The sequence below is a fragment of the Candidatus Endomicrobiellum pyrsonymphae genome (assembly GCF_020328025.1).
Classification (GTDB): Bacteria; Elusimicrobiota; Endomicrobiia; order Endomicrobiales; family Endomicrobiaceae; genus Endomicrobiellum; species Endomicrobiellum pyrsonymphae.
Genome location: NZ_JAIXMZ010000001.1, coordinates 31466 through 51604 on the forward strand (window position 1 = coordinate 31466; position 20139 = coordinate 51604).

Annotated in this window: 21 protein-coding genes; 15 read left to right on the top strand and 6 right to left on the bottom strand. The window is 35.4% G+C overall.

The window, feature by feature from the left end; all coding sequences use genetic code 11:
- Positions 1-76 precede the first annotated feature (76 nt).
- From LE180_RS00210 to LE180_RS00270, 13 genes are all read left to right on the top strand, one after another.
- Complete coding sequence (locus LE180_RS00210) at positions 77-727, top strand: PTS sugar transporter subunit IIC (protein ID WP_374133480.1); 651 nt, start codon at positions 77-79, stop codon at positions 725-727.
- A complete protein-coding gene (locus LE180_RS00215) occupies positions 720-1508 on the top strand; it encodes a PTS system mannose/fructose/sorbose family transporter subunit IID (RefSeq protein ID WP_374133481.1) in 789 nt (262 codons plus the stop codon). The genes LE180_RS00210 and LE180_RS00215 overlap by 8 nt, the downstream gene beginning before the upstream one ends.
- A 2-nt stretch (positions 1509-1510) precedes the next feature.
- Positions 1511-1774 carry an HPr family phosphocarrier protein gene (locus LE180_RS00220; RefSeq protein WP_374133482.1) on the top strand — a complete coding sequence of 88 codons (264 nt, stop codon included), beginning with the start codon at positions 1511-1513 and terminating at the stop codon, positions 1772-1774.
- An 8-nt stretch (positions 1775-1782) separates the two neighbouring features.
- Positions 1783-3528: a phosphoenolpyruvate--protein phosphotransferase gene (ptsP, locus tag LE180_RS00225; RefSeq protein WP_374133483.1), complete on the top strand. Its 1746-nt coding sequence runs from the start codon at positions 1783-1785 to the stop codon at positions 3526-3528.
- A 121-nt stretch (positions 3529-3649) separates the two neighbouring features.
- The gene (locus LE180_RS00230; RefSeq protein ID WP_374133484.1) at positions 3650-3865 is read left to right on the top strand and encodes a hypothetical protein; all 216 of its coding nucleotides are present in this window, start codon (positions 3650-3652) and stop codon (positions 3863-3865) included.
- A 44-nt stretch (positions 3866-3909) separates the two neighbouring features.
- Complete coding sequence (gene rsmA, locus LE180_RS00235; RefSeq protein ID WP_374133485.1) at positions 3910-4737, top strand: 16S rRNA (adenine(1518)-N(6)/adenine(1519)-N(6))-dimethyltransferase RsmA; 828 nt, start codon at positions 3910-3912, stop codon at positions 4735-4737.
- Between the two features lie 63 nt (positions 4738-4800).
- Positions 4801-6153: a chromosomal replication initiator protein DnaA gene (gene dnaA / locus LE180_RS00240; RefSeq protein WP_374133486.1), complete on the top strand. Its 1353-nt coding sequence runs from the start codon at positions 4801-4803 to the stop codon at positions 6151-6153.
- A gap of 485 nt (positions 6154-6638) precedes the next feature.
- Complete coding sequence (gene dnaN, locus LE180_RS00245; protein WP_374133487.1) at positions 6639-7760, top strand: DNA polymerase III subunit beta; 1122 nt, start codon at positions 6639-6641, stop codon at positions 7758-7760.
- Between the two features lies 1 nt (position 7761).
- Positions 7762-8034: a DciA family protein gene (locus tag LE180_RS00250; protein ID WP_374133488.1), complete on the top strand. Its 273-nt coding sequence runs from the start codon at positions 7762-7764 to the stop codon at positions 8032-8034.
- A gap of 45 nt (positions 8035-8079) precedes the next feature.
- Positions 8080-10569: a DNA topoisomerase (ATP-hydrolyzing) subunit B gene (gene gyrB, locus LE180_RS00255; RefSeq protein WP_374133489.1), complete on the top strand. Its 2490-nt coding sequence runs from the start codon at positions 8080-8082 to the stop codon at positions 10567-10569.
- A gap of 186 nt (positions 10570-10755) precedes the next feature.
- Positions 10756-11472 (top strand): hypothetical protein, encoded by a 717-nt coding sequence (locus LE180_RS00260; RefSeq protein WP_374133490.1) that lies wholly within the window; start codon positions 10756-10758, stop codon positions 11470-11472.
- 50 nt (positions 11473-11522) lie between these two features.
- Positions 11523-11777, top strand: coding sequence for a DUF4160 domain-containing protein (locus LE180_RS00265; RefSeq protein WP_374133491.1), 255 nt, complete (start codon positions 11523-11525; stop codon positions 11775-11777).
- A gap of 8 nt (positions 11778-11785) precedes the next feature.
- Positions 11786-12040 carry a DUF2442 domain-containing protein gene (locus LE180_RS00270; RefSeq protein WP_374133492.1) on the top strand — a complete coding sequence of 85 codons (255 nt, stop codon included), beginning with the start codon at positions 11786-11788 and terminating at the stop codon, positions 12038-12040.
- A 982-nt stretch (positions 12041-13022) separates the two neighbouring features.
- Here LE180_RS00270 and LE180_RS00275 read toward each other — a convergent pair.
- The 4 genes from LE180_RS00275 to rplU form a co-directional block, all read right to left on the bottom strand.
- Positions 13023-14009, bottom strand: coding sequence for an AAA family ATPase (locus LE180_RS00275; protein ID WP_374133493.1), 987 nt, complete (start codon positions 14007-14009; stop codon positions 13023-13025).
- 373 nt (positions 14010-14382) lie between these two features.
- On the bottom strand, positions 14383-15708 hold the full coding sequence (obgE, locus tag LE180_RS00280; RefSeq protein WP_374133494.1) for a GTPase ObgE: 1326 nt from the start codon (positions 15706-15708) through the stop codon (positions 14383-14385).
- 108 nt (positions 15709-15816) lie between these two features.
- Positions 15817-16068 (bottom strand): 50S ribosomal protein L27, encoded by a 252-nt coding sequence (gene rpmA, locus LE180_RS00285; protein WP_374133495.1) that lies wholly within the window; start codon positions 16066-16068, stop codon positions 15817-15819.
- 24 nt (positions 16069-16092) lie between these two features.
- Positions 16093-16407 (bottom strand): 50S ribosomal protein L21, encoded by a 315-nt coding sequence (gene rplU / locus LE180_RS00290; protein ID WP_374133496.1) that lies wholly within the window; start codon positions 16405-16407, stop codon positions 16093-16095.
- A gap of 347 nt (positions 16408-16754) precedes the next feature.
- Here rplU and LE180_RS00295 point away from each other — a divergent pair, with 347 nt between their 5' ends.
- Positions 16755-17942 (top strand): pyridoxal phosphate-dependent aminotransferase, encoded by a 1188-nt coding sequence (locus tag LE180_RS00295; RefSeq protein WP_374133497.1) that lies wholly within the window; start codon positions 16755-16757, stop codon positions 17940-17942.
- Between the two features lie 187 nt (positions 17943-18129).
- A complete protein-coding gene (locus LE180_RS00300) occupies positions 18130-18291 on the top strand; it encodes a hypothetical protein (protein ID WP_374133498.1) in 162 nt (53 codons plus the stop codon).
- On the opposite strand, the gene LE180_RS00305 is transcribed toward LE180_RS00300, so the two are convergent.
- Positions 18285-18557, bottom strand: a complete 273-nt coding sequence (locus tag LE180_RS00305) for a septum formation initiator family protein (RefSeq protein WP_374133499.1) — start codon at positions 18555-18557, stop codon at positions 18285-18287. The two genes, LE180_RS00300 and LE180_RS00305, sit on opposite strands and share 7 nt — an antisense overlap.
- A 210-nt stretch (positions 18558-18767) precedes the next feature.
- On the bottom strand, positions 18768-20072 hold the full coding sequence (gene eno / locus LE180_RS00310) for a phosphopyruvate hydratase (RefSeq protein ID WP_374133500.1): 1305 nt from the start codon (positions 20070-20072) through the stop codon (positions 18768-18770).
- Positions 20073-20139: the final 67 nt, after the last annotated feature.

Consider the following 20139-nt stretch of genomic DNA (forward strand, 5'->3'; position numbering starts at 1 on the left):
AGTGTAATATAGAGTCCGGAGAAGTGAAAAAGGTTTTTTGAAAACGGTTGCAAATTTTAAAAATCATGGATAAGTTATGACAGAAAATATCATTTTTATTGCATTTATTGGGGCGTTATGTAGTTCAGATATAACTGCTTTTGGACAGTTCATGATTTGTCGTCCAATATTTTGCGCTCCAGTTATAGGTTTTTTAATGGGAGATATCAGCACTGGGCTTTGGATTGGTATGATTGTTGAAATGTTATGGATAAATGCCATTCCTTTAGGTGCATCCGTTCCTATTGATGTATCCCTTATAAGTGTTTTATCAACATTTTGGGTTTGTAGATATTTTTTAGGTTTTCAGGGAGAGGTGATACTGGGTATTATTTTGGCTGTACCGTTTGCGTATTTGTATAGAGAAATAGATATTTTCGGAAGAAATTTTAATACTAAAATAATGCATTGGATAGAAAAAGGTATTGAGAGCGGAAAATATTGGCGAATAGATGCCGGTGTAATTACCGGTTTGTTTCTTTTTGTTTTAAGGGCTTTTTTGTTTTGCATATTTGCAATGATCGTCGGAGGTTGGATATATTCTAGTATTTATCCACAACTTCCTAAATTTGTTCTCTTTGGTTTTAAAAAGGCATGGTATTTGATGCCGATAGCCGGTTTTGGTATGGTGATATATAATTTTAAAAGTGTAAAAATTCCATTTTGGAGGAATTCGCGTTATGATTAAAATATATTCTAGAATGTTTGTAAGGAGTTTTTTCATACAAACAGTATGGAATTATGAGCGAATGCAAAACATGGGATTTGTGTTTATATTAAAACCTTTTTTAGATAAGGTTTATTTAAACGAAAATAAAAAGAAGGAAGCTCTTTTAAGACATATAGGTCATTTTAATACGCATCCCTACATGTCGGGCGTAGTAGTTGCAATTGTTGCAAATTTGGAAAAGAAAATAGCTGAAGATAATGTTACCGATGCAAAATTGCCTGATGTTAACAACATAAAAGACACTATGGCGGGTCCGTTGGCGGCACTGGGAGATTTATTTTTTTTTGGAACATTAAGACCTGCAATTTCATTTATAAGTATTTTTATGTTGATATTTTTTGTCAAAGTGTTAGACGATCGTTTTGTTGGTTATGGCATTTTGATTCCTTTTATTTTTATTGTTCTTTATAATGTTGTTCATATTGCTGCTAGATATTGGATTATGTTTCTAGGCTTTAAATTTGGCAAGGAAAGTATATTCGTTTTATCAAGTTTTAAGTTTTTATTGACGTTGACACGTTACAGCGGTCTTATAATTGCAATAGCTGCGTTAGTTTTGTATTTCAGCACTTTTGGTTTTGGGCTTAATGGAATGTTTCCCGATTCCAATGCGCAGGATGCTATTGTGTATGGAATCGTACTAGTATGCTCAGTACTTGTGGCAAGCAGGTTTGGGGGAATTTTTTTATTTTACACTATAATATTGGCATGTATGCTGATGTCATATTTAGGTATATAAAAATGAAAGAGAAAATTATTGTCGTTTCAAATAAAATGGGATTACATGCAAGACCTTCTGCTATGATTGTGCAGATTGCAAGTAAATATAAATCTACAGTTAAGATTTATAAAGATGATTTTGAGGTTGACGCAAAAAGCATTATGGGTGTTATGACGTTAGCTGCGACCCACGGAAGCGAACTGAAATTTATTGCTGATGGTCCGGATGAAAATGAAGTTATAAATGCGGTAGAAAGTTTGTTTAGTTCTAATTTTAGTGAATAGGAGCAAAAATGTCTAACAGAAAAAACGTAATTTTCAAGGGTGTTGCAGCATCTCCGGGAATTGCCATCGGTAGAGTTTTTCTTCTTGAAGATGATGAATTTTGCCTTACTCACAAAGAAATTCCTGAAAATGCAAGAGATGCCGAAAAGAAACGTTTAGATGATGCTATTGAGAAAACAAGAGCTGACCTTAAAATAATTTACGGAAAAATTCACGATATTCTTGGGGAAAGTTATTCTCATATAGTGAACGTTCATATTATGATTTTAGATGATCCCTCCTTGAGACGAGACGCATATAAACTTATAAAGGACGGTGTTAACGCAGAGTATGCCGTTTTTAAAGTCTTAGATAAAATTGTTCGTTCTTTTGAAGCTATAAAAGATGATTATTTTAAAGAGAGAAAAGTTGATATTCAAGATGTTGGAAAGAAAATTCTAGGCAATCTTTTAGGCAAACAAAGAAAAAATCTCGCAAATCTAGAAGAAGATGCAATAGTTGTATCGCACAATTTGACTCCTGCCGACACTGTTGCCTTAAGAGAAAAACTAGTTAAAGGATTTGTTACTGATATCGGTGGAAAAACTTCGCATACGGCAGTTGTGGCACAAGGTCTTGCAATTCCGGCAGTTGTAGGTTTAAAAGCAGTATCTTCTCAGGTAAGGACAGGCGATATTATAATTTTAGACGGCACTAAAGGCGAGATTATCTTAAATCCAACTCTTGGAATAGTGGAAAAATATAAGAAAGAGTACGATGAACTGTCGGCAAAAAGAAAGGAATTAACAAAATTAAAAGATTTATCTGCTGAAACAACCGATAATCATAAGGTTTCAATTTTTGCAAACATTGACAACTCAGACGAAGTAGCAATTATATTAGAGAATGGGGCTACTGGTATAGGTCTTTACAGAACCGAATTTATGTATTTCAATCGCGATTCTATGCCTTCGGAGCAAGAACATTTTGAAAAATATTCTAAAGTAGTCAAAGAAATGTCTGCGTATCCAACTATTATAAGGACTGTTGATTTGGGCGGCGATAAACTTGCAAAAATGGGACTTTTAAATATCGAACAGGAGGATAATCCATTTTTAGGTTTAAGGGCTATAAGATTATGTCTTAGGTATCCTAAAATTTTTGTAGATCAACTACGCGGTATTTTAAAAGCGTCCGCGCATGGAAAAATTAGATTGATGTATCCTATGATATCTGGAATTGACGAGCTTCGCGAAGCTAATGAAATTCTTGAGAGAGTAAAAGTCGATTTGAGAAAAGAAAATGTTAAGTTTGATGAAGAAATGGAAATTGGCGTAATGATAGAAGTACCGTCTGCCGCCATGATAATTGATATAATTGCCAAAGAAGTAGATTTTGTTTCGATAGGTACAAATGATTTAATACAATACGCCCTCGCCGTTGATAGGATAAATGAAAATGTGGCTAATCTTTATGATCCTCTGCACCCTGCTATTTTAAGATTTGTTAAGCAGATTGTAAATGGATGTCATGAAGCTGGGATAAATGTAGGTATGTGCGGAGAAATGGCGGGCGATTCTTATTATACTCCAATACTTTTGGGGTTGGGGCTTGACGAGTTTAGCGTGTCGCCTGCCAAGATTCCGATAATCAAGAGAGTTATCAGAAGCGTATCTTTAGCAAATGTTCAAAAAACTGCTGACGAAATTTTAAAATGCGAAGATAAAGAGTCAATTGTAAAAATTCTTAATGCCATTAATGTTGTTGCCAATTAAGTGACAATCTTGTTGATATTTTGTGGCAACTATGAACGGATTCGCGATGAATGTATAAAAAAATTAATATTATGTTTAATCTTTATGGTATCGCTATTGCTTCATCAGCCAGTCTCTTATTTTGCACAAGAAAGAATTTGATCTTGCTAATCTACTAAATAGTATAAAAAAATGTGAAATATCCATTAATTGGGAAGAATTGCAAGCTATTCAACTTGAAAACATAAAAAAAGGTAATAATCATATCGGTGTATCTGATTTAGCAATAGCACAAACCCGCACACAAAATAAGTGTAACTCGGTTACCCCGTGGCAAACATTTCAAAGTGATGGCTAAATATTTAGCTTTAGAAATTTATAGTAATATGTCATAATACGCGAATGCGTCAAAAACACGGACAAAATTTTTTAACTGATAATAATGTTGCCAATAATATTATTAAAGCTTCTAATTTAGAGAAACGTGATACTGTTCTAGAAATTGGTCCCGGGAAGGGCATTTTAACAAAAATTATACAGCCCCAAGTGCATCATCTCACAGCTATTGAAATAGATGCCAATCTATTTTTACAGTTAAATCATTATTTTACTTTTCACAATGCAGAAAATATCACTCTCATAAATGAAGATTTTCTTAAATACAATATGAAAGCTCTGATAGAACCACTTGAGAATAATGCCTCAGAAAAAGAAAAAACAACTTTTAAGATAATTTCTAATCTACCTTATAACATGGGAACAGCAATAATTCAAAAAATACTGCCTTTAAAAACTTGGAGTACAGCCGTTTTTATGCTGCAAAAGGAAGTTATCGAACGTCTCGCGTCAAAACCAGGCAGTAAAGATTATGGTTATATTTCGATATTTACATCATATTATGCCGATTGCGCTGTTTTGTTTGATGTTTCGCCAAAATGTTTTAATCCCTCTCCAAAAGTTGTTTCTTCTGTTATCAAACTTACAAACAGGCTACCTGACGTACCTGCCCCTATGTTTTTTGATTTTGTAAAGTATGCTTTTAATATGCGCAGAAAAACTATTTTAAACTGCATCAGTTCCTTTAAAGATTTGGGGAAAAGTAATGCTACTCTAATTACGGATAACTTGCAATTGGACCCGTTTTTAAGACCTGATAAACTCTCAATTTCAGATTTTTTAAGTTTGACAAAAGAATTAAAAAAACATACAATTCGCCGTGTGGAGGGGTAGTTTTGTTTATTTTTTATGATTGTCAATTACATTATCCGTGGCTGTGGATAACTTGAGGATAATATGGGCACTTCTGTTTCTGATTTGTGGCAAAAGGTTGTGGATAACCTTAAAATGTCCGTTACTCCCGAAACTTTTGATTTGTGGATTTCTCCTATAAGACCCCTAACTTTTGAAAACAATGTTTTTACTCTAAGCATTCCTAATATTTATTTTTCGCAGTGGATAACAAACAATCAGCAAAAGAATATCGAACGTACATTATCTGATGCCTGTGGGATACAGGTCGTTTTAGATTTCAAACCCCAACAAGATTTGTCACAAATAATAAAAAAAGTTGAAGGCATCCCTGAACACATAGACATACCTTTACAAACAATTCAGAGAGATCAAGTAAATCTTAAATATATATTTTCTGGGTTTGTCGTAGGCGCTTCCAACAGGTTTGCTCACGGTTGCGCCGAAGCTGTGGCAAAAAGTCCCGGAAAGCAATTTAACCCTCTATTTATATACAGTGGCGTTGGTCTTGGAAAAACACACTTGATGCATGCTATAGGCAACTATGTAAAGCAAACCTATCCAAATTTAAAAGTTTTATACGTTACCTGCGAAAAATTTGTTACTGAATTTATAGAATCTATTCGCTTTGATAAAGTGCCGTTTTTTAAAAGCAAATATAGAAGCGTCGATTGCTTGTTAATTGATGATATACAATTTTTAGTTGGCAAAGAAAGTTCTCAGGAAGAATTTTTCCACATGTTTAATAATCTTTTTAATGCAAAAAAACAACTTGTTATTTCTTCCGACAGACCGCCAAAAGAACTTGAAGGTGTTGAAGAAAGACTTATTTCAAGATTTGAATGGGGCATTATTGCAGATATTCAACCACCCGATCTAGAAACAAGAATCGCGATTTTACGTAAAAAAGCCGAAGAAGAAAAAATATATGTCCCTGATGATGTAATTCTGCACATAGCAACTCACATTAAGTTGAACATCAGACAACTTGAAGGTTCTCTTTTAAGAATCACCGCCTTTTCTTTATTTACAGGTACACCATTAACTGTAGATTCTGTACAGAAAATGCTTAAAGACATCATTAAAACTGACGAATCTGCACGTATAACTATAGAATCTATACAAAGAACTATAGCTGATGATTTTGATATTGACTTTAAAGATATGAAATCCAAAAGAAGAACCGACGCTATTGCATTCCCAAGGCAAATTGCAATGTATTTGGCTAGAACGCTTACCGACGAATTTTCCACAAACGCCATAGGAGACGCTTTTGGCGGCAGAGATCACTCAACTGTTATGCACGCTTGTAATAAAATCAAAGAAAAGATGAATTCAGACCCTTATTTTAACGCGAAAATTAATCAAATTATCAAAAAAATCCACAACGCGGAATAAAAAGGAAAGTTATAATAAGCGGTTGTTTATATTTTGGCTTTGAGACTCGTTGCCTTGTTGTCTTGTCGCCTTATAGCGCGAAATTAGGATTCATAGTCAATTAACTCTATGGAGCTAGTTGACTATCCTATTTTAGTTGTTTGAAGCGAAATCATCTATAAATCTTATAAGATTTCTCGCAAGTTCTAAAATTGCCTAAAAAAATATGAAGCGAATGCGCTCAGCAACAAGAATTTTTGGTACTTTTGTTTCGTCTGACAAAAGTATGAGAGAGTCTGTGCATATCCTTTAAAAAATTTGTATAATGCAACTGCCGAAGAACAATATGGATAACTTCTCTACTTTACTCTCATATTTATCACTGATCGTGTTTTTAAAATTTTACTTGATAAATGTACTCTTTTGAGGTTGTCAAAAACTTATCAACAATATACAAAGTATTATTATTACTATAAAGGGTTTTTAATAAAACTAGGAGGTAGCAAATGAAAGTAGTTTGTGAAAAAGAAGAGCTAATAAGAGGAATTCAAATAATATTCCCTGTAACATCGTCAAGAAGCACGCTTCCAGTATTATCCAACTTTTTATTTGAAACAAGTGGAGATAAAATAAAGCTTTCTTCAACAGACTTGGAAATTGCTGTACAATGTTATATTAAAGGCGAAATTGTAGAAGATGGAGGAATTACAATACCTGCAAAAAGATTTGCAGACATTGTCAAAGAATTACCATCGGATGAAGAAATAGAAATTAAATCCAGTGAAACAAACCAAATTAACATTACAGCAGGTAAATCTAAGTTTAATCTTATGGGAATCTCACAAACAGAATATCCAATAATACCAGAATTCCCCAAAGACAGTAATTTTACTATTAAAACAGAAATTTTTGCTTCAATGCTTAAAAAGACCATATTTGCTGTATCTAAAGACGCTCAGAGATACGTTTTAAATGGTGTATACTTCATTATAGAAGACAGCAAACTTAAAATGGTAGCTACTGATGGCAGGAGGCTTGCTTACGTTTACACAAGCAAAATAAAAACAGACATTAAGGGAAAGGCTATAGTTCCTACTAAAGCTATAACAGATATATTGAGATTATTATCTTCAGATGTAAAAGCAGAAACTGTGCAAGTAGGAATTACCGGAAATCAGATAGCTATAGGGATCGAAGAGATAACATTCATGTCCACACTAATTGAGGGAATTTTCCCTAATTATGAGCAAGTTATACCAAAGACATCTGAATCCAAGGTAAAACTAAATGTAAAAGACACATTAGCAGCTGTAAAACAGATGGCTATTTTAACAGCGGATAAGACTTCATCGGACAGATCTGCGTCTGTAAAATTTTATTTTGGTTCGAACCTTTTGAAAGTTTCCGCTTCAACGGCTGGACTGGGGTCTGGGGAAGTAGAACTAGATGTAAATTATAAGGGTGAAGTTACAGAAATTAACTTCAATCCTAATTTTGTAAAAGAGGTTTTACAAAACATTAATGAAGATTTTGCAATATTTGAATTTAAAAATTCTTTAAACCCTGCAACAATTATACCTGAAACAGATAAAAATTATCTTTGTGTTGTAATGCCTATGAGGACTTAATATGGTTTGGACCCAAGCTGCAGAAATAATCAATTTGTTAAGAAAACAGCTTGGACTGGAAGAAGAGTTTTTTACTGTAGAAAAAGTTTGGCAAAAAGAAGTAGGCATAGATGGTATTGAGATAACCGGTTATAAAAATGGCGTTATTTTTACAAAAACGCAAAGTTCTGTTGCAAGTTGCGAGCTTACTTTGCGCAAAAAAGAGATAATGAAGAAAATAAATCAATACATTGGAAGTTCAAAAATAAAAGATATAAAAATAAAAACAGGATAGTATTTTCATCTTCAAAATCAAAATTAAATAGAAAGAGGAGCTTTCATGGCAAAAGAAGAAGTTGAGAACGAAGGTTCTAAAAACAACAGTTACGATGCATCTAATATTCAAATTTTAGAAGGATTAGAAGCAGTACGCAAAAGACCCGCGATGTATATTGGTTCTACAGGAAATCAGGGACTTCATCATTTAGTTTATGAAGTTGTAGATAATTCCATAGACGAGGTTCTTGCTGGATTTTGCAAAAATATCGATGTTACTATCCACGCTGATAATTCTGTAACTGTGGTGGACGATGGACGAGGTATTCCAGTTGACCCTCATCCGGACCCAAAGTTTGAAGGCGCATCGGCTTTGGAAATAGTGCTTACTAAGTTGCACGCCGGCGGTAAATTCGATAAAAATTCTTATAAAGTTTCAGGTGGTCTTCATGGCGTTGGTGTATCGTGTGTAAATGCGTTGAGCGATGTTTTTGAAGTTGAAGTATACCGCGATGGAAAAGCTTACAAACAGAATTATTCTCGTGGCAAACCCTTAGTGCCCGTAAAAGAGATAAGCGCTACGGATCAGAGAGGAACCAAGGTAACATTTCATCCTGACGCTGAGATTTTTACAGAAACAACGTATTCTTTTGATACCCTTACAAACAGGTTAAGAGAGCTTGCGTTTTTAAACGCAGGCACACATATAAGAATTTCTGACGAGAGAGAGGATAAAGAGCATATTTTTGACTACGACGGTGGGATAAAAACTTTTGTACAGTATTTAAATACAAATAAGAACGTTATAAATAAAGATCCTATTTATTTTTCAAAAGACAAAGACGGCGTAAGCGTAGAAGTTGCTATGCAGTATAACGATTCCTACAATGAGCAAATTTTTACGTTTGTAAATAATATTAATACCATAGAAGGCGGAACGCATTTATCAGGATTTCGTTCTGCTTTGACAAGATCTGTGAATGAGTATATCAAGAAAAATGATGTTTCAAAAGTTAAAGATTTAAAACTCTCCGGAGAAGATGTTCGCGAGGGACTGACTGCTGTCATTTCAATAAAAGCGCCAAATCCGCAGTTTGAAGGGCAAACTAAAACAAAACTTGGCAATTCTGAAGTTGAAGGAATAACACAGTCTATAGTTGGAGATGCTCTTACAATTTTTTTGGAAGAAAATCCCGGTATTGCAAATTCAATATTGGATAAAGCGATTAACGCCGCTGAAGCCAGAGAAGCCGCGAGAAAAGCAAGAGAACTTACAAGAAGAAAAGGCGCTTTGGATTCTGCGTCACTTCCAGGAAAACTTGCAGATTGCTCTGAAAGAGATCCTCAAAAAACAGAATTGTTTATTGTAGAGGGAGATTCTGCAGGAGGTTCTGCAAAACAGGGCAGAGACAGATCTTTTCAAGCTATCTTACCATTAAGAGGTAAAATTTTAAACGTTGAAAGATCTCGTCTTACAAAAATGCTTGCAAACAATGAAATAAGAACTTTAATCACGGCGATAGGCGCGGGTATAGGCAGGGACGAGCAGGATTTTAATATTGATAAAGCTCGTTATCATAAAATTATTATTATGACTGATGCTGATGTTGACGGCGCACATATAAGAACATTGCTGTTGACATTTTTTTACAGGCATATGCCTCAGCTCATAGAAAGAGGATATGTTTACATAGCGCAACCACCTCTTTATAAAGTGAAAAAAAATAAGAGAGAGATGTATTTAGATACGGAAGAGGCATTGGATAAATTTTTATTTTCAGCTGCTCTTGACGGATTGTCGATGTCTCTTATGCAAGAAGATAAAGCAATAAAAGAAATTGACGATAAAACTTTAAGAAAAGTAGTTACAAATATAAGCGAACTAGACGCTCTCTTAAAGAAGTTGCAGAAAAAAGGTGTTGCTTGGAAGGAATATCTCAAGTTTAAAGATGCCGGAAAACTTCCTCTTTACAGAGCCGTAAAAGATGGGAACGTTCAATATATTTATTCTGACAAAGAATGGAAAGAGTTTAAAGAAGAACTTATTGCAAAACGCAGAGAGATGCTTACTTCGCAAGGCGAACTTGCCGAAATCACAGAAAATCTACAGCTTGGTGACGTAATTCCTGAATATAAAGATTTATGGGAACTTCCTCGTATGGATAAACTCGCAAAGCAACTTGAAGAAGAAGGATTGCATTTAGGGCATTACGGCGAAACTCACACAAAGCCTGTGTATAGACTTCAAGATGTGGAAAAAAGAGAGCAAGGCGATATTCACGAACTGTATTCTACAACGGAATTAATTGAAACAATAAGAGAGCTTGGCAATAAAGGAGCTACGGTTCAGAGATACAAAGGTCTTGGAGAAATGAATCCTGATCAGCTCTGGGAAACTACAATGGAAGTAAGCAATAGAAAACTTTTACAGATAAAACTTGAAGATGCAATAGAGACAGACAGAATATTTACAACTTTAATGGGCGATCAAGTTGAGCCAAGAAGAGTGTTTATACAGACGCATGCTTTAGACGTAAAAAACTTGGACATATAAAGAGGAGCGACTTTTCGCCCTGCCTGAGGAGTCGAAGTTTTCAATTTTGCTATTTAGAGAGATGCTTACCATCTCGTGCCCGTTTCGTCGGTGGAAAAAACGCGGAGTGTTTACACCCAAACCGATGGGACATAGTGTACGTTTGCAGTCAATTAGAAGATTGCAGGAGACTGTTAGGAGAACGAAATGAATATTTTTAAATTGTCATTAATATGCATGTTGTTCTTTGGACTAGGCTTAACTGCTTGTGCTGATTCAAAGGCTAAAGAAAAAGTTGAAGAAGAGGAGCGTTTAGCAAACGGATACATTTCTCTTGATATTCCTAAAAATGCTGGAGTTGATAGTGGCGATCCTCTAGGGTTATTCTCTCAAAAAATATATTATAAACCACTTACAACAAAAAAGTTTAACTCTAATGATGTTGAAAATATTGAATTATATGTATCTCATTTACCATCAAAACCATATATGGAAATTGCTCTTATCAAGGCAAAAAATCAAAGAGAGTTAATCGAAATAGTCGCTATAATTGGAGCAGACGCAGTTATAACTGAAGCCGCAATGGAAGACAATCCTTCCTTAAGATACTATGAATCCAACGAAGGGATTGCAATTAAATTTTTATCCGCAAAAAACAATACTTTTACAGAAAAAGTAATCCATACAAAAAGTATAGTAGAGATTGTTAAAAATACAGTTGAGAATATCAAGGATATCGAGGATATTAAGTATATTAAATTTAGCGTTAAAGACATTGAAAGGACAGTCGGATGTATTGAATGTATGATGTTTCTCTGTCTAATTCTAATAGTTATATGCGCATATTTTTGTATTAGAACATATAAAAATTCAGAAAAAATGTATGGCAAAGATAATAGTAACAATAAACAATCCAAATTTTAATTTAGGCGAATTCTATCAGATTAGAAAATAAATTATAAAAAGGATAATATATGCCTGAGATAAGCAGATTTTTTGGAATTGTTGTTGCTATATTTTTGAGACACAGCGAACATTGCCCGCCACATTTTCACGCAAGATATAACAAACATTCCGTTGAAGTGAATATTGATACTCTTGAGGTAGTAGCAGGGGAATTTCCACCTAGAGCTTTGAATCGTCTTAAAAAGTGGGCAAAACAACATCAACCTGAATTAAGAGAAATATGGGAAACACAAAAATTTAAAAGGATTGAACCGTTGAAATAGGAGGGATTATGAGTAATGTTCCTAGACTGATTAAAGTAGAGCCTAAGAAAAATATGACATTAATTGTAAAGTTTGAAAATGGCGACAAAAAATTAATGGATATCAAACCATATTTAAAATTTTTTGATGTTTTTAACGAACTAAAAGATGAGAAGGTGTTCAACAAAGTTAAAGTAGTTTACGGAGGATTTGGAATAGCATGGAATAAACGAATCGACCTAGATCGTTACGACCTTTGGGAGTATGGTAAAACAGTGAAGTAAAAGAGGAAGCATGACATTTGTATATGAACGAGGAACATAAAATGACGAAACAATCCAGCATAGTTGTTGTCTTGATTGCCACGACTTGCAAACGTCGCAAGTCTCGCAACGACGACAAAAACTGAACAATGCCGTCTTTGCGAGGAATTGTTCCTTAAAAAACAAGTATGATTAAGTGTATAAGGGTGTTGGAAGATTGAACGTGGGGAGGGGGCAAAGCCCGTAGTTATCAGGATCTCCAACACCACAAGGTAAAAGCTTGATGAGGTTGCAAATGCGCAAACTTTAGTTTGCAGCATGGGAACAATTGAAAGCAAGAAGCTAATATCAATTAAAAGGATGCACAAAATGCCAAAAACCTTATACACTGAATTTGTAGGCATCCGATGTATCAAAAAACAATCAGTACTACGCAGTAACTAATGACAAAGAAAGCATTCGTTCTTTATTTAGCAAGTGAACAACAATTGGTCTTAATGGACTTAACAGGCGATATGAAGCCGAAGTTGTCAAAGGGTTCACGATTACAATGCCCATAGAGCGCAAGGTCGTAAAGTAAAACAGTAAGATTGCACGAGCAAGGCAAAACGAACAGTTAAAAGAGCTTATAAGTCGTCGTGAATATCTCATAAAAGGAATGCTTCAAAAAGAGCGCAATCGTGAAGGATATTTTGACGATAAAGGAGACAAAGGTTCCACAAGAGTAATCATTGAAGCATTACAGAAGCGATAAGCTCTGTGAAATCAGTAGGCGAAAAACTACTGTCATAAGCAATATTGCCTTGATAAAGCTTATATGCTCATTTAATTGTATCTTTTTTCAAGGACTTCTTTCATCACTTTTTTCAGTGGGTTGATGCAAGGATGGCAGGCAAAGTCTGTCAAGGTATTGGGTTCAGGTGCCGTGGATCACACCTCATCATAAAACACCTTGTATACATTTATCGGTGGTGGCAATAACAATTATAAATTTACTTGTACTTTACGGAACTTCAACGCCGCCAAATATTTTATCAATTATATCGTCCGATGTAAGAGAATCGACTTCCGACGCATAAGTAATTAAAATTCTATGTCTTAAAACATCATGCCCGATTGTTTTTATATCCTCGGGAATAACATAACCTCTTCCCTGCAAAAAAGCATACGCCTTTGCCGCAAGGGTTAAATTGATTGTTGCTCTTGGAGAAGCGCCGTAAGCAATAAGATTTTTTAATTCTTTAAGATTGTATTTTTCAGGACTTCTAGAAGCAAACACAATATCAACTATGTAGTTTTTCACTTTGTCATCGACATAAATCTGTCCAATTAAATCTTTCGCTCTCTGCACATCGTCTAAAGTAACTACAGAATTTATCTTTGGCGACGATTGTGTCATTCTTTCAAGAATAATTTTTTCATCTTCTTTGCTCGGATAAGAAACTTTAAGTTTAAGCATAAATCTGTCAACCTGAGCTTCAGGGAGAGGGTATGTACCTTCTTGCTCTATAGGATTTTGCGTGGCCATAACCAAAAATGGATCAGGAAGCTCGTATGTAGCGTCACCTATTGTAACCTGTTTTTCCTGCATGGCTTCAAGCAATGCGCTCTGCACCTTTGCCGGTGCACGGTTAATTTCATCGGCTAAAACTATATTTGTAAAAACAGGTCCTTTTTTCACGGAAAAACTACCACTTTGAGGATTATACATTAAAATACCCACGACATCCGCAGGCAACAAGTCAGGAGTAAACTGTATTCTTTTATAATCGGCTTTAATTGCAGATGCCAAACTCTTAACCGCAAGAGTTTTTGCAAGCCCCGGAAGACCTTCAAGCAAAATATGTCCCCCTGAGAAAAGCCCTATAAGCATTCTTTCTAAAACATACTTTTGCCCAACAAGAATATTTGAAATCTCGCTTAAAAGCCTTGAAACAAAAACACTTTCCCGTACAATTTTTTTGTTCAATGTATCAATATCAACCACCATTTCAAACCCCCATAATTATTTAAGAAAATAGTGTTCTAACTGCATTATATTTATACAACAAGAACATTGCGCGTGTCAACATATTTTTCTATACTTTTGTCAGACAAAACAAAAGTAGCAAAATTCTTGCCGCTGAGCATATTTCCTTCGCATTTTTTAGGCAATTTTAGAACTTGCGAAAAATCTTAGCAACGCAACACATTTTTATAGAACTAATTGATTACAAATCCTAAAAAATATTTTGCTCATAATCTCACGATCTAAGACGGCATAACCGCGACTACAAACTACCAATATTCAAGTCAGGCAGGTATTTTTATTTTTTGATTACTTTTTAAATGATTTGACACGTAGATTTATCATAAAAATACGTTTATTTTTCAAAAGTGAACACAACATTGCCAATTCTTACAGTATCGCCTGGATTTGCGCCCATTTTTTCAAGTTCGATTTCTAAACCCATTTTTTTGAGGATATTTTGATAACGTCTTAAGGCTTCGTCCTCGCCAAATTTTGTCATTTCTGTTAACGTTTTCACTTTTGCGCCTGTAACTACAAATACGTCGTCTTCATCAACTGCAACTTTAAATTCCGGTTCGTAAATATATTTCTTTATGGGTACGGTTTCTATTTCTTCTTCAGGATTAAAGGCAATTGGTTTTTCAAGCATTTTTGCCGTCTCCTTAAGCAGTGCTTCAATGCCATTTCCGGTTGCTGCAGAAATCTCGAACAATTTTTTATTTTTTAAATGTTTCTTAAAATTTTTTACATGCTGCTTAGATTCCGGTAAATCAACTTTATTTAAAACCGTTATTATATGCTTTTTAGCGAGATATTCTGAATATTTTTTTAATTCGTTATTTACAATTTTATAGTTCTCATAAGGATCTTTACCATCAAAACCGCTTACGTCTATTAAGTGGATAAGGACTTTTGTACGTTTGATATGTCTTAAAAACTCAAAGCCAAGACCTTTGCCCTGATGAGCACCTTTAATTATCCCCGGTACGTCGGCAGCCACGAAATGCTTACCTTTATAATCAACAACGCCTAAATTAGGTGTTAATGTTGTAAAAGGATAATCTGCAATTTTAGGTCTTGCGGCTGAAACTTGCGACAAAAGAGTTGATTTTCCGGCATTTGGCAACCCTACAAAACCAACGTCTGCTATCAAACGAAGTTCAAGATTAACTTCAGCAGTTTCGCCCGGTTCGCCTTTTTCGGCTACTCTGGGAGCGGTACGTCTTCCTGTTTTAAAAGAAGCATTCCCCCTACCTCCTCTGCCACCTTTCACAATTAGAACCCTTTCCCCTGCAGTTTTTAAGTCTGTAAAAAGCTCTCCCTTTTTAAAGACTAGAGTTCCCAGCGGTATTTTGATTATCAAGTCTTTGCCGTATCTGCCGAATTTATCGCTTGGCAATCCTTTATCACCGTCTTCGGCATTGAATTTCGGTTTGTAAGATATATCAAGTAGCGTTGTTTTGTGAGGATCTCCCTCAAAATAGATATTGCCACCCTTGCCACCATTACCACCATTTGGTCCGCCGTAAGGAACGTACTTTTCCCTTCTAAAAGAAATACAGCCGTCGCCACCGCGACCGGCTGTAAGAAAAACGTTAACTTTGTCTATAAACATTTTTATTTGGTCCCACATCTCTATCTTACGCCAGTACATCACCACGCGAAAGCAACCCTTCAATCCATCCAATCACTAGCCTCTCGACATCTTCATCGTCACTCCGCAATACTCCGTCAATGCCGTTGACATTGTCACCCATTTTTAAAAATGGGAATGGTCGCGTAAAACTTATTGCTCAATATTGACATAACACCTATCGCCGGATTTTCTAATGAATTTCACTGTGCCTGCAACTTTTGCAAAAATAGTATTATCTTTGCCCATTCCTACGTTTACTCCGGGATGATACTTAGTCCCTCTTTGACGCACTATTATGGCGCCCGCGAGGGCTTTTTGATCTCCATATATTTTTACACCTAGTCTCTGACCGTGCGAATCGCGTCCATTGGTTGACGAACCCTGAGCTTTAACATGTGCCATTTTACTCTCTCTCAATAAATTTACTTAAGCGTTAATCTTTGTAATTTCCAACTCTGTTACATATTGACGATGTCCCTGCATCTTCTTGTATCCTTTTTTTGGTTTTCTTTTAAATACCAAAACTTTAGGAGCTCTTTTTTGCGCAATAACTTTTGCTACTACGCTAGCGCCTTCTACCACAGGCTTCCCAATAGTTGTACTGTCGCCATCTGTAAGCAAGAGAACTTCGCTAAGAACAACCTCTTGACCAACTTCTACCTCATTAAGTTTTTCTACTACTAGACTTATGCCTTCTTCTACCATGTACTGCTTTCCGCCTGTTTTAATAATCGCATACATTTGACATACTCCTCTATAACTTGTATAGTCTACAAGAATTAAAGCTGTATGTCAAACGAAGTCTCGTACTTTTGTCGGACAAAATAAAATTACCGAAAATTCTTGTCGCTGAGCTTCATTCGCTTCACATTTTTTAGGCAATTTTAGAACTTGCGAAAAATCTTAATAAGATTTATAGGTGATTTCGCTTCGAACACCTAAAGTTGTTTATCCTAAAAAATACTCCACTCATAATCTCGCGCTCTAAGGCGACGCAACAACCGCAAACTAAAGACTCAAATTGAGTAAATGTTTTATTGTTTTTCGGTGTTTTTAAGTGATTTTACGACCAATACACGGAGGGTTTCATGCACATTTCAAAAAGAGTACAGTCTATCAAACCATCCTCAACGCTTGCAATTGACGCAAAAGCTAAAGCGCTAAAACAACAAGGGATTGCCGTCATTAATTTTGGCGCTGGAGAGCCAGATTTCGACACGCCTAAAAATATAAAAGATGCGGCAATTGATGCAATCAATTCCGGCTTTACAAAGTATTGCCCTGTAGCAGGAACTCTTGAAATAAAAAATGCAATTATAAACAAACTTAAAAGGGATAATAATCTCACATACGTACCTGAAGAAATTATAGTTTCGTGCGGCGCTAAACATTCTCTTTACAATATTTTTCAAGCTACAATAGATGATGGGGATGAAGTTATAATTCCAGCTCCTTACTGGGTTTCTTACCCCGACATGGTTGTTCTTGCAGGAGGCAAACCTGTAATAATCAAAACAAGCGATAAAACAAATTTTAAAATAACACCAGAAAATGTTGAAAAAGTTATAACATCAAAAACAAAAGCCATTATAATCAATTCTCCATCCAATCCTACCGGATGCACGTATTCAGCGCGAGAGCTTAAGACAATTGCGCAGATATGCGGGAAAAATAATATTTTTATAATTTCAGACGAAATATACGAAAAACTTGTATATGATAATTTTAAGTTTACATCTATCGCAGAAACTACCCCTGAAACTAAAGATATTACCATTGTAGTAAATGGCGTTTCTAAGGCATACGCAATGACAGGCTGGAGAATAGGTTATGCGGTCGGACCTAAAAATATTATTTCTGCTATGTCTAAGATACAAAGCCAATCAACTTCAAATGCTACTTCAATATCGATCAAGGCGGCTGTTGAAGCATTAAACGGTACGCAAGAATATGTTGAATCGATGAAAAAGGAATTTAAAAAAAGAAGAGACTACATTGTAGAGAGACTCAACGAAATAAATGACATATCATGCGCAAAACCTGAAGGAGCATTTTATGTTTTCCCAAATATCAGCGCATTGCTAGGAAAAACTTTTAACGGTAAAACAATTAATACAGATATTGAATTTGCCGATTATTTGCTTGACGTAGCAAAAATTGCAGTAGTGCCGGGGTCTGCTTTTGGAGCTGAAGGATATATAAGACTTTCATACGCAACTTCTATTGAAAACATTAGAGAAGGGATTGACAGATTGGAAGCAACATTAAAAAGTTAACTTGGTACTTTTGTTTTGTCTGACAAAAGTACAAGAAAGAGGTCTATTGGTTGCTGTAAAAATCAAAAGGCGCCGGCGTGAATTTATAATTTAAACCTACATTACCGTGATATCCTGTTTGTGTTTCTGACATCATGGCATTTGAATTTACATAAGCGTTAGTAGAAAAAACAAAATATCAATGATCATGGACAATTTAGATTCTTCTATCGGAAAAAGTATCGCTGAAAATATTCATACTAAGTATGCAGTTATAAGCAATGCCACTCTCAAAAATTCCTATGTTGACACATTAAAAGACAACGTCGCAAAACTTAAAAAAGCGCTATGGTCGCCTATAGATTATTGATCTTTAACTGAAAATCTATACTCTATTTCTCCGGAAGCGATAACATTCAATTCACTTCGTACCATCCTCTCTAAATACAGAGGTTCGTTTTCAAGATAATATATTCTTCTTTTGAGAAGATCATTTTGATATTGAGCATGTTTGATATAAGACTTCAATTTTCTTTGTTCAAACAAACGCCGAACAAGAGATATGTTCCCCTCGTTGAATACTAAGCCAAACACAATACTTGCAAAAATAATATATCTGATTTTAAATTTTTTCATGAGTAATAATACTGTCTCTGCAATGTCAAACAGTTGTCTGAAAGCCGTTTGTTATATTGAGCGTAGCGAAATGTCCATTCTTCAGGATACTTTATAGTCGCTGGAGCTTACCCCTGAATGTCTTAATCGTTGGCTTTTTCAGTAGGTTGACACTCGGTCAAATCAGGTTATTTGACTGTCAATTTTTGTTTTCCGCTTTATCTTTTACAACTACTTTATGCTCGAAAAAGCAGACTTGCCTAAATAACTCGCTTTTGACCCCAACTCTTCTTCTATTCTCAAAAGTTGATTATATTTGCACATTCTGTCAGTTCTTGACGCAGATCCCGTTTTAATTTGCCCCATGTTAAGAGCAACGGCTAAATCTGCAATAACGTTGTCTTCTGTTTCACCTGAACGATGTGATATAATTGCTGTGTACCCCGCTTTATATGCCATCTGGACAGCCGCAACGGTTTCCGAAAGAGAACCAATCTGATTAACTTTTATAAGAATTGAATTCGCAATGCCTTTATCAATTCCCTCTCTAAATATTTTTGTATTTGTAACAAAAATATCATCGCCAACAAGTTGAAGCTTTGATTTTAACTCATCGGTTAAAATTTTCCAACCGCTCCAATCAGACTCGCTCAAACCGTCTTCTATAGAAATAATAGGATATGTCGCCAAAAACCCCTTATAAAAAGCAATCATGTCTTCTGATGTCTTAACTTTATCTTTTACTTCGCCCTCAAGAGTATATTTATTATCATCATACAATTCGCTTGCGGCAACATCTAAGGCAAAAACTATGTCTTTACCGACTCCATAACCTGCAGCTTTGACAGCTTCGCATATCACTTCTAAAGCTTGCGCGTTAGATGTTAAATTCGGCGCAAAACCGCCCTCGTCGCCAACGCCCGTAGCATAACCTTTTTCATTTAAAACTTTTTTTAAGCTGTGAAAAACCTCGCAGCCCATTCTTAAAGCTTCATGAAAATTCGGAGCGCTGACAGGCGCAATCATAAACTCCTGAAGGTCAACATTATTGTCGGCATGTTCGCCACCGTTAATAATGTTCATAAGGGGAACAGGTAAAATGTATTTATCGCTTTTGATACTGTAAATCTTTCTTATGTACTCATAGACAGGAAGTTTGCTCGAATTTGCCCCGGCTTTAGCGCATGCAAGAGAAACGCCCAAAATTGCATTAGCGCCTAGATTGTTTTTAAAATCTGTACCATCAAGTTCAATCATTGTATCGTCAATTTCTTGCTGCTTTGTTATTTCAAATCCTAAAAGTTTTGGAGCGATTTTATTGTTAATATTTGCAACGGCTTTCAATACGCCCTTACCTCCAAATCTCTTCTTATCGCCGTCTCTAAGTTCCAAAGCTTCTCTCGAACCAGTTGATGCGCCGGATGGGACAGCTGCTCTTCCAAAAGAACCATCGTCAAGTTTAACATCTACTTCAACAGTGGGATTTCCACGCGAATCAACAATTTCTCTACCTACAATTTTTACAATCTTTACCATAATAAACTACCTCCGTTTTGGAATTACTTACCTCAGCTAACTTACCGCTAATTTTCGAGTAAAACGC

What these genes read in the sequence shown, in the direction of transcription:
- LE180_RS00210 (WP_374133480.1), top strand. Translation starts at nt 77, where the DNA reads ATGACAGAAAATATCATTTTTATTGCATTTATTGGGGCGTTATGTAGT.
- LE180_RS00215 (WP_374133481.1), top strand. Translation starts at nt 720, where the DNA reads ATGATTAAAATATATTCTAGAATGTTTGTAAGGAGTTTTTTCATACAA.
- LE180_RS00220 (WP_374133482.1), top strand. Translation starts at nt 1,511, where the DNA reads ATGAAAGAGAAAATTATTGTCGTTTCAAATAAAATGGGATTACATGCA.
- ptsP (WP_374133483.1), top strand. Translation starts at nt 1,783, where the DNA reads ATGTCTAACAGAAAAAACGTAATTTTCAAGGGTGTTGCAGCATCTCCG.
- rsmA (WP_374133485.1), top strand. Translation starts at nt 3,910, where the DNA reads ATGCGTCAAAAACACGGACAAAATTTTTTAACTGATAATAATGTTGCC.
- dnaA (WP_374133486.1), top strand. Translation starts at nt 4,801, where the DNA reads ATGGGCACTTCTGTTTCTGATTTGTGGCAAAAGGTTGTGGATAACCTT.
- dnaN (WP_374133487.1), top strand. Translation starts at nt 6,639, where the DNA reads ATGAAAGTAGTTTGTGAAAAAGAAGAGCTAATAAGAGGAATTCAAATA.
- LE180_RS00250 (WP_374133488.1), top strand. Translation starts at nt 7,762, where the DNA reads ATGGTTTGGACCCAAGCTGCAGAAATAATCAATTTGTTAAGAAAACAG.
- gyrB (WP_374133489.1), top strand. Translation starts at nt 8,080, where the DNA reads ATGGCAAAAGAAGAAGTTGAGAACGAAGGTTCTAAAAACAACAGTTAC.
- LE180_RS00260 (WP_374133490.1), top strand. Translation starts at nt 10,756, where the DNA reads ATGAATATTTTTAAATTGTCATTAATATGCATGTTGTTCTTTGGACTA.
- LE180_RS00265 (WP_374133491.1), top strand. Translation starts at nt 11,523, where the DNA reads ATGCCTGAGATAAGCAGATTTTTTGGAATTGTTGTTGCTATATTTTTG.
- LE180_RS00270 (WP_374133492.1), top strand. Translation starts at nt 11,786, where the DNA reads ATGAGTAATGTTCCTAGACTGATTAAAGTAGAGCCTAAGAAAAATATG.
- LE180_RS00275 (WP_374133493.1), bottom strand. Translation starts at nt 14,009, where the DNA reads ATGGTGGTTGATATTGATACATTGAACAAAAAAATTGTACGGGAAAGT.
- rpmA (WP_374133495.1), bottom strand. Translation starts at nt 16,068, where the DNA reads ATGGCACATGTTAAAGCTCAGGGTTCGTCAACCAATGGACGCGATTCG.
- rplU (WP_374133496.1), bottom strand. Translation starts at nt 16,407, where the DNA reads ATGTATGCGATTATTAAAACAGGCGGAAAGCAGTACATGGTAGAAGAA.
- LE180_RS00295 (WP_374133497.1), top strand. Translation starts at nt 16,755, where the DNA reads ATGCACATTTCAAAAAGAGTACAGTCTATCAAACCATCCTCAACGCTT.
- LE180_RS00300 (WP_374133498.1), top strand. Translation starts at nt 18,130, where the DNA reads ATGGACAATTTAGATTCTTCTATCGGAAAAAGTATCGCTGAAAATATT.
- LE180_RS00305 (WP_374133499.1), bottom strand. Translation starts at nt 18,557, where the DNA reads ATGAAAAAATTTAAAATCAGATATATTATTTTTGCAAGTATTGTGTTT.
- eno (WP_374133500.1), bottom strand. Translation starts at nt 20,072, where the DNA reads ATGGTAAAGATTGTAAAAATTGTAGGTAGAGAAATTGTTGATTCGCGT.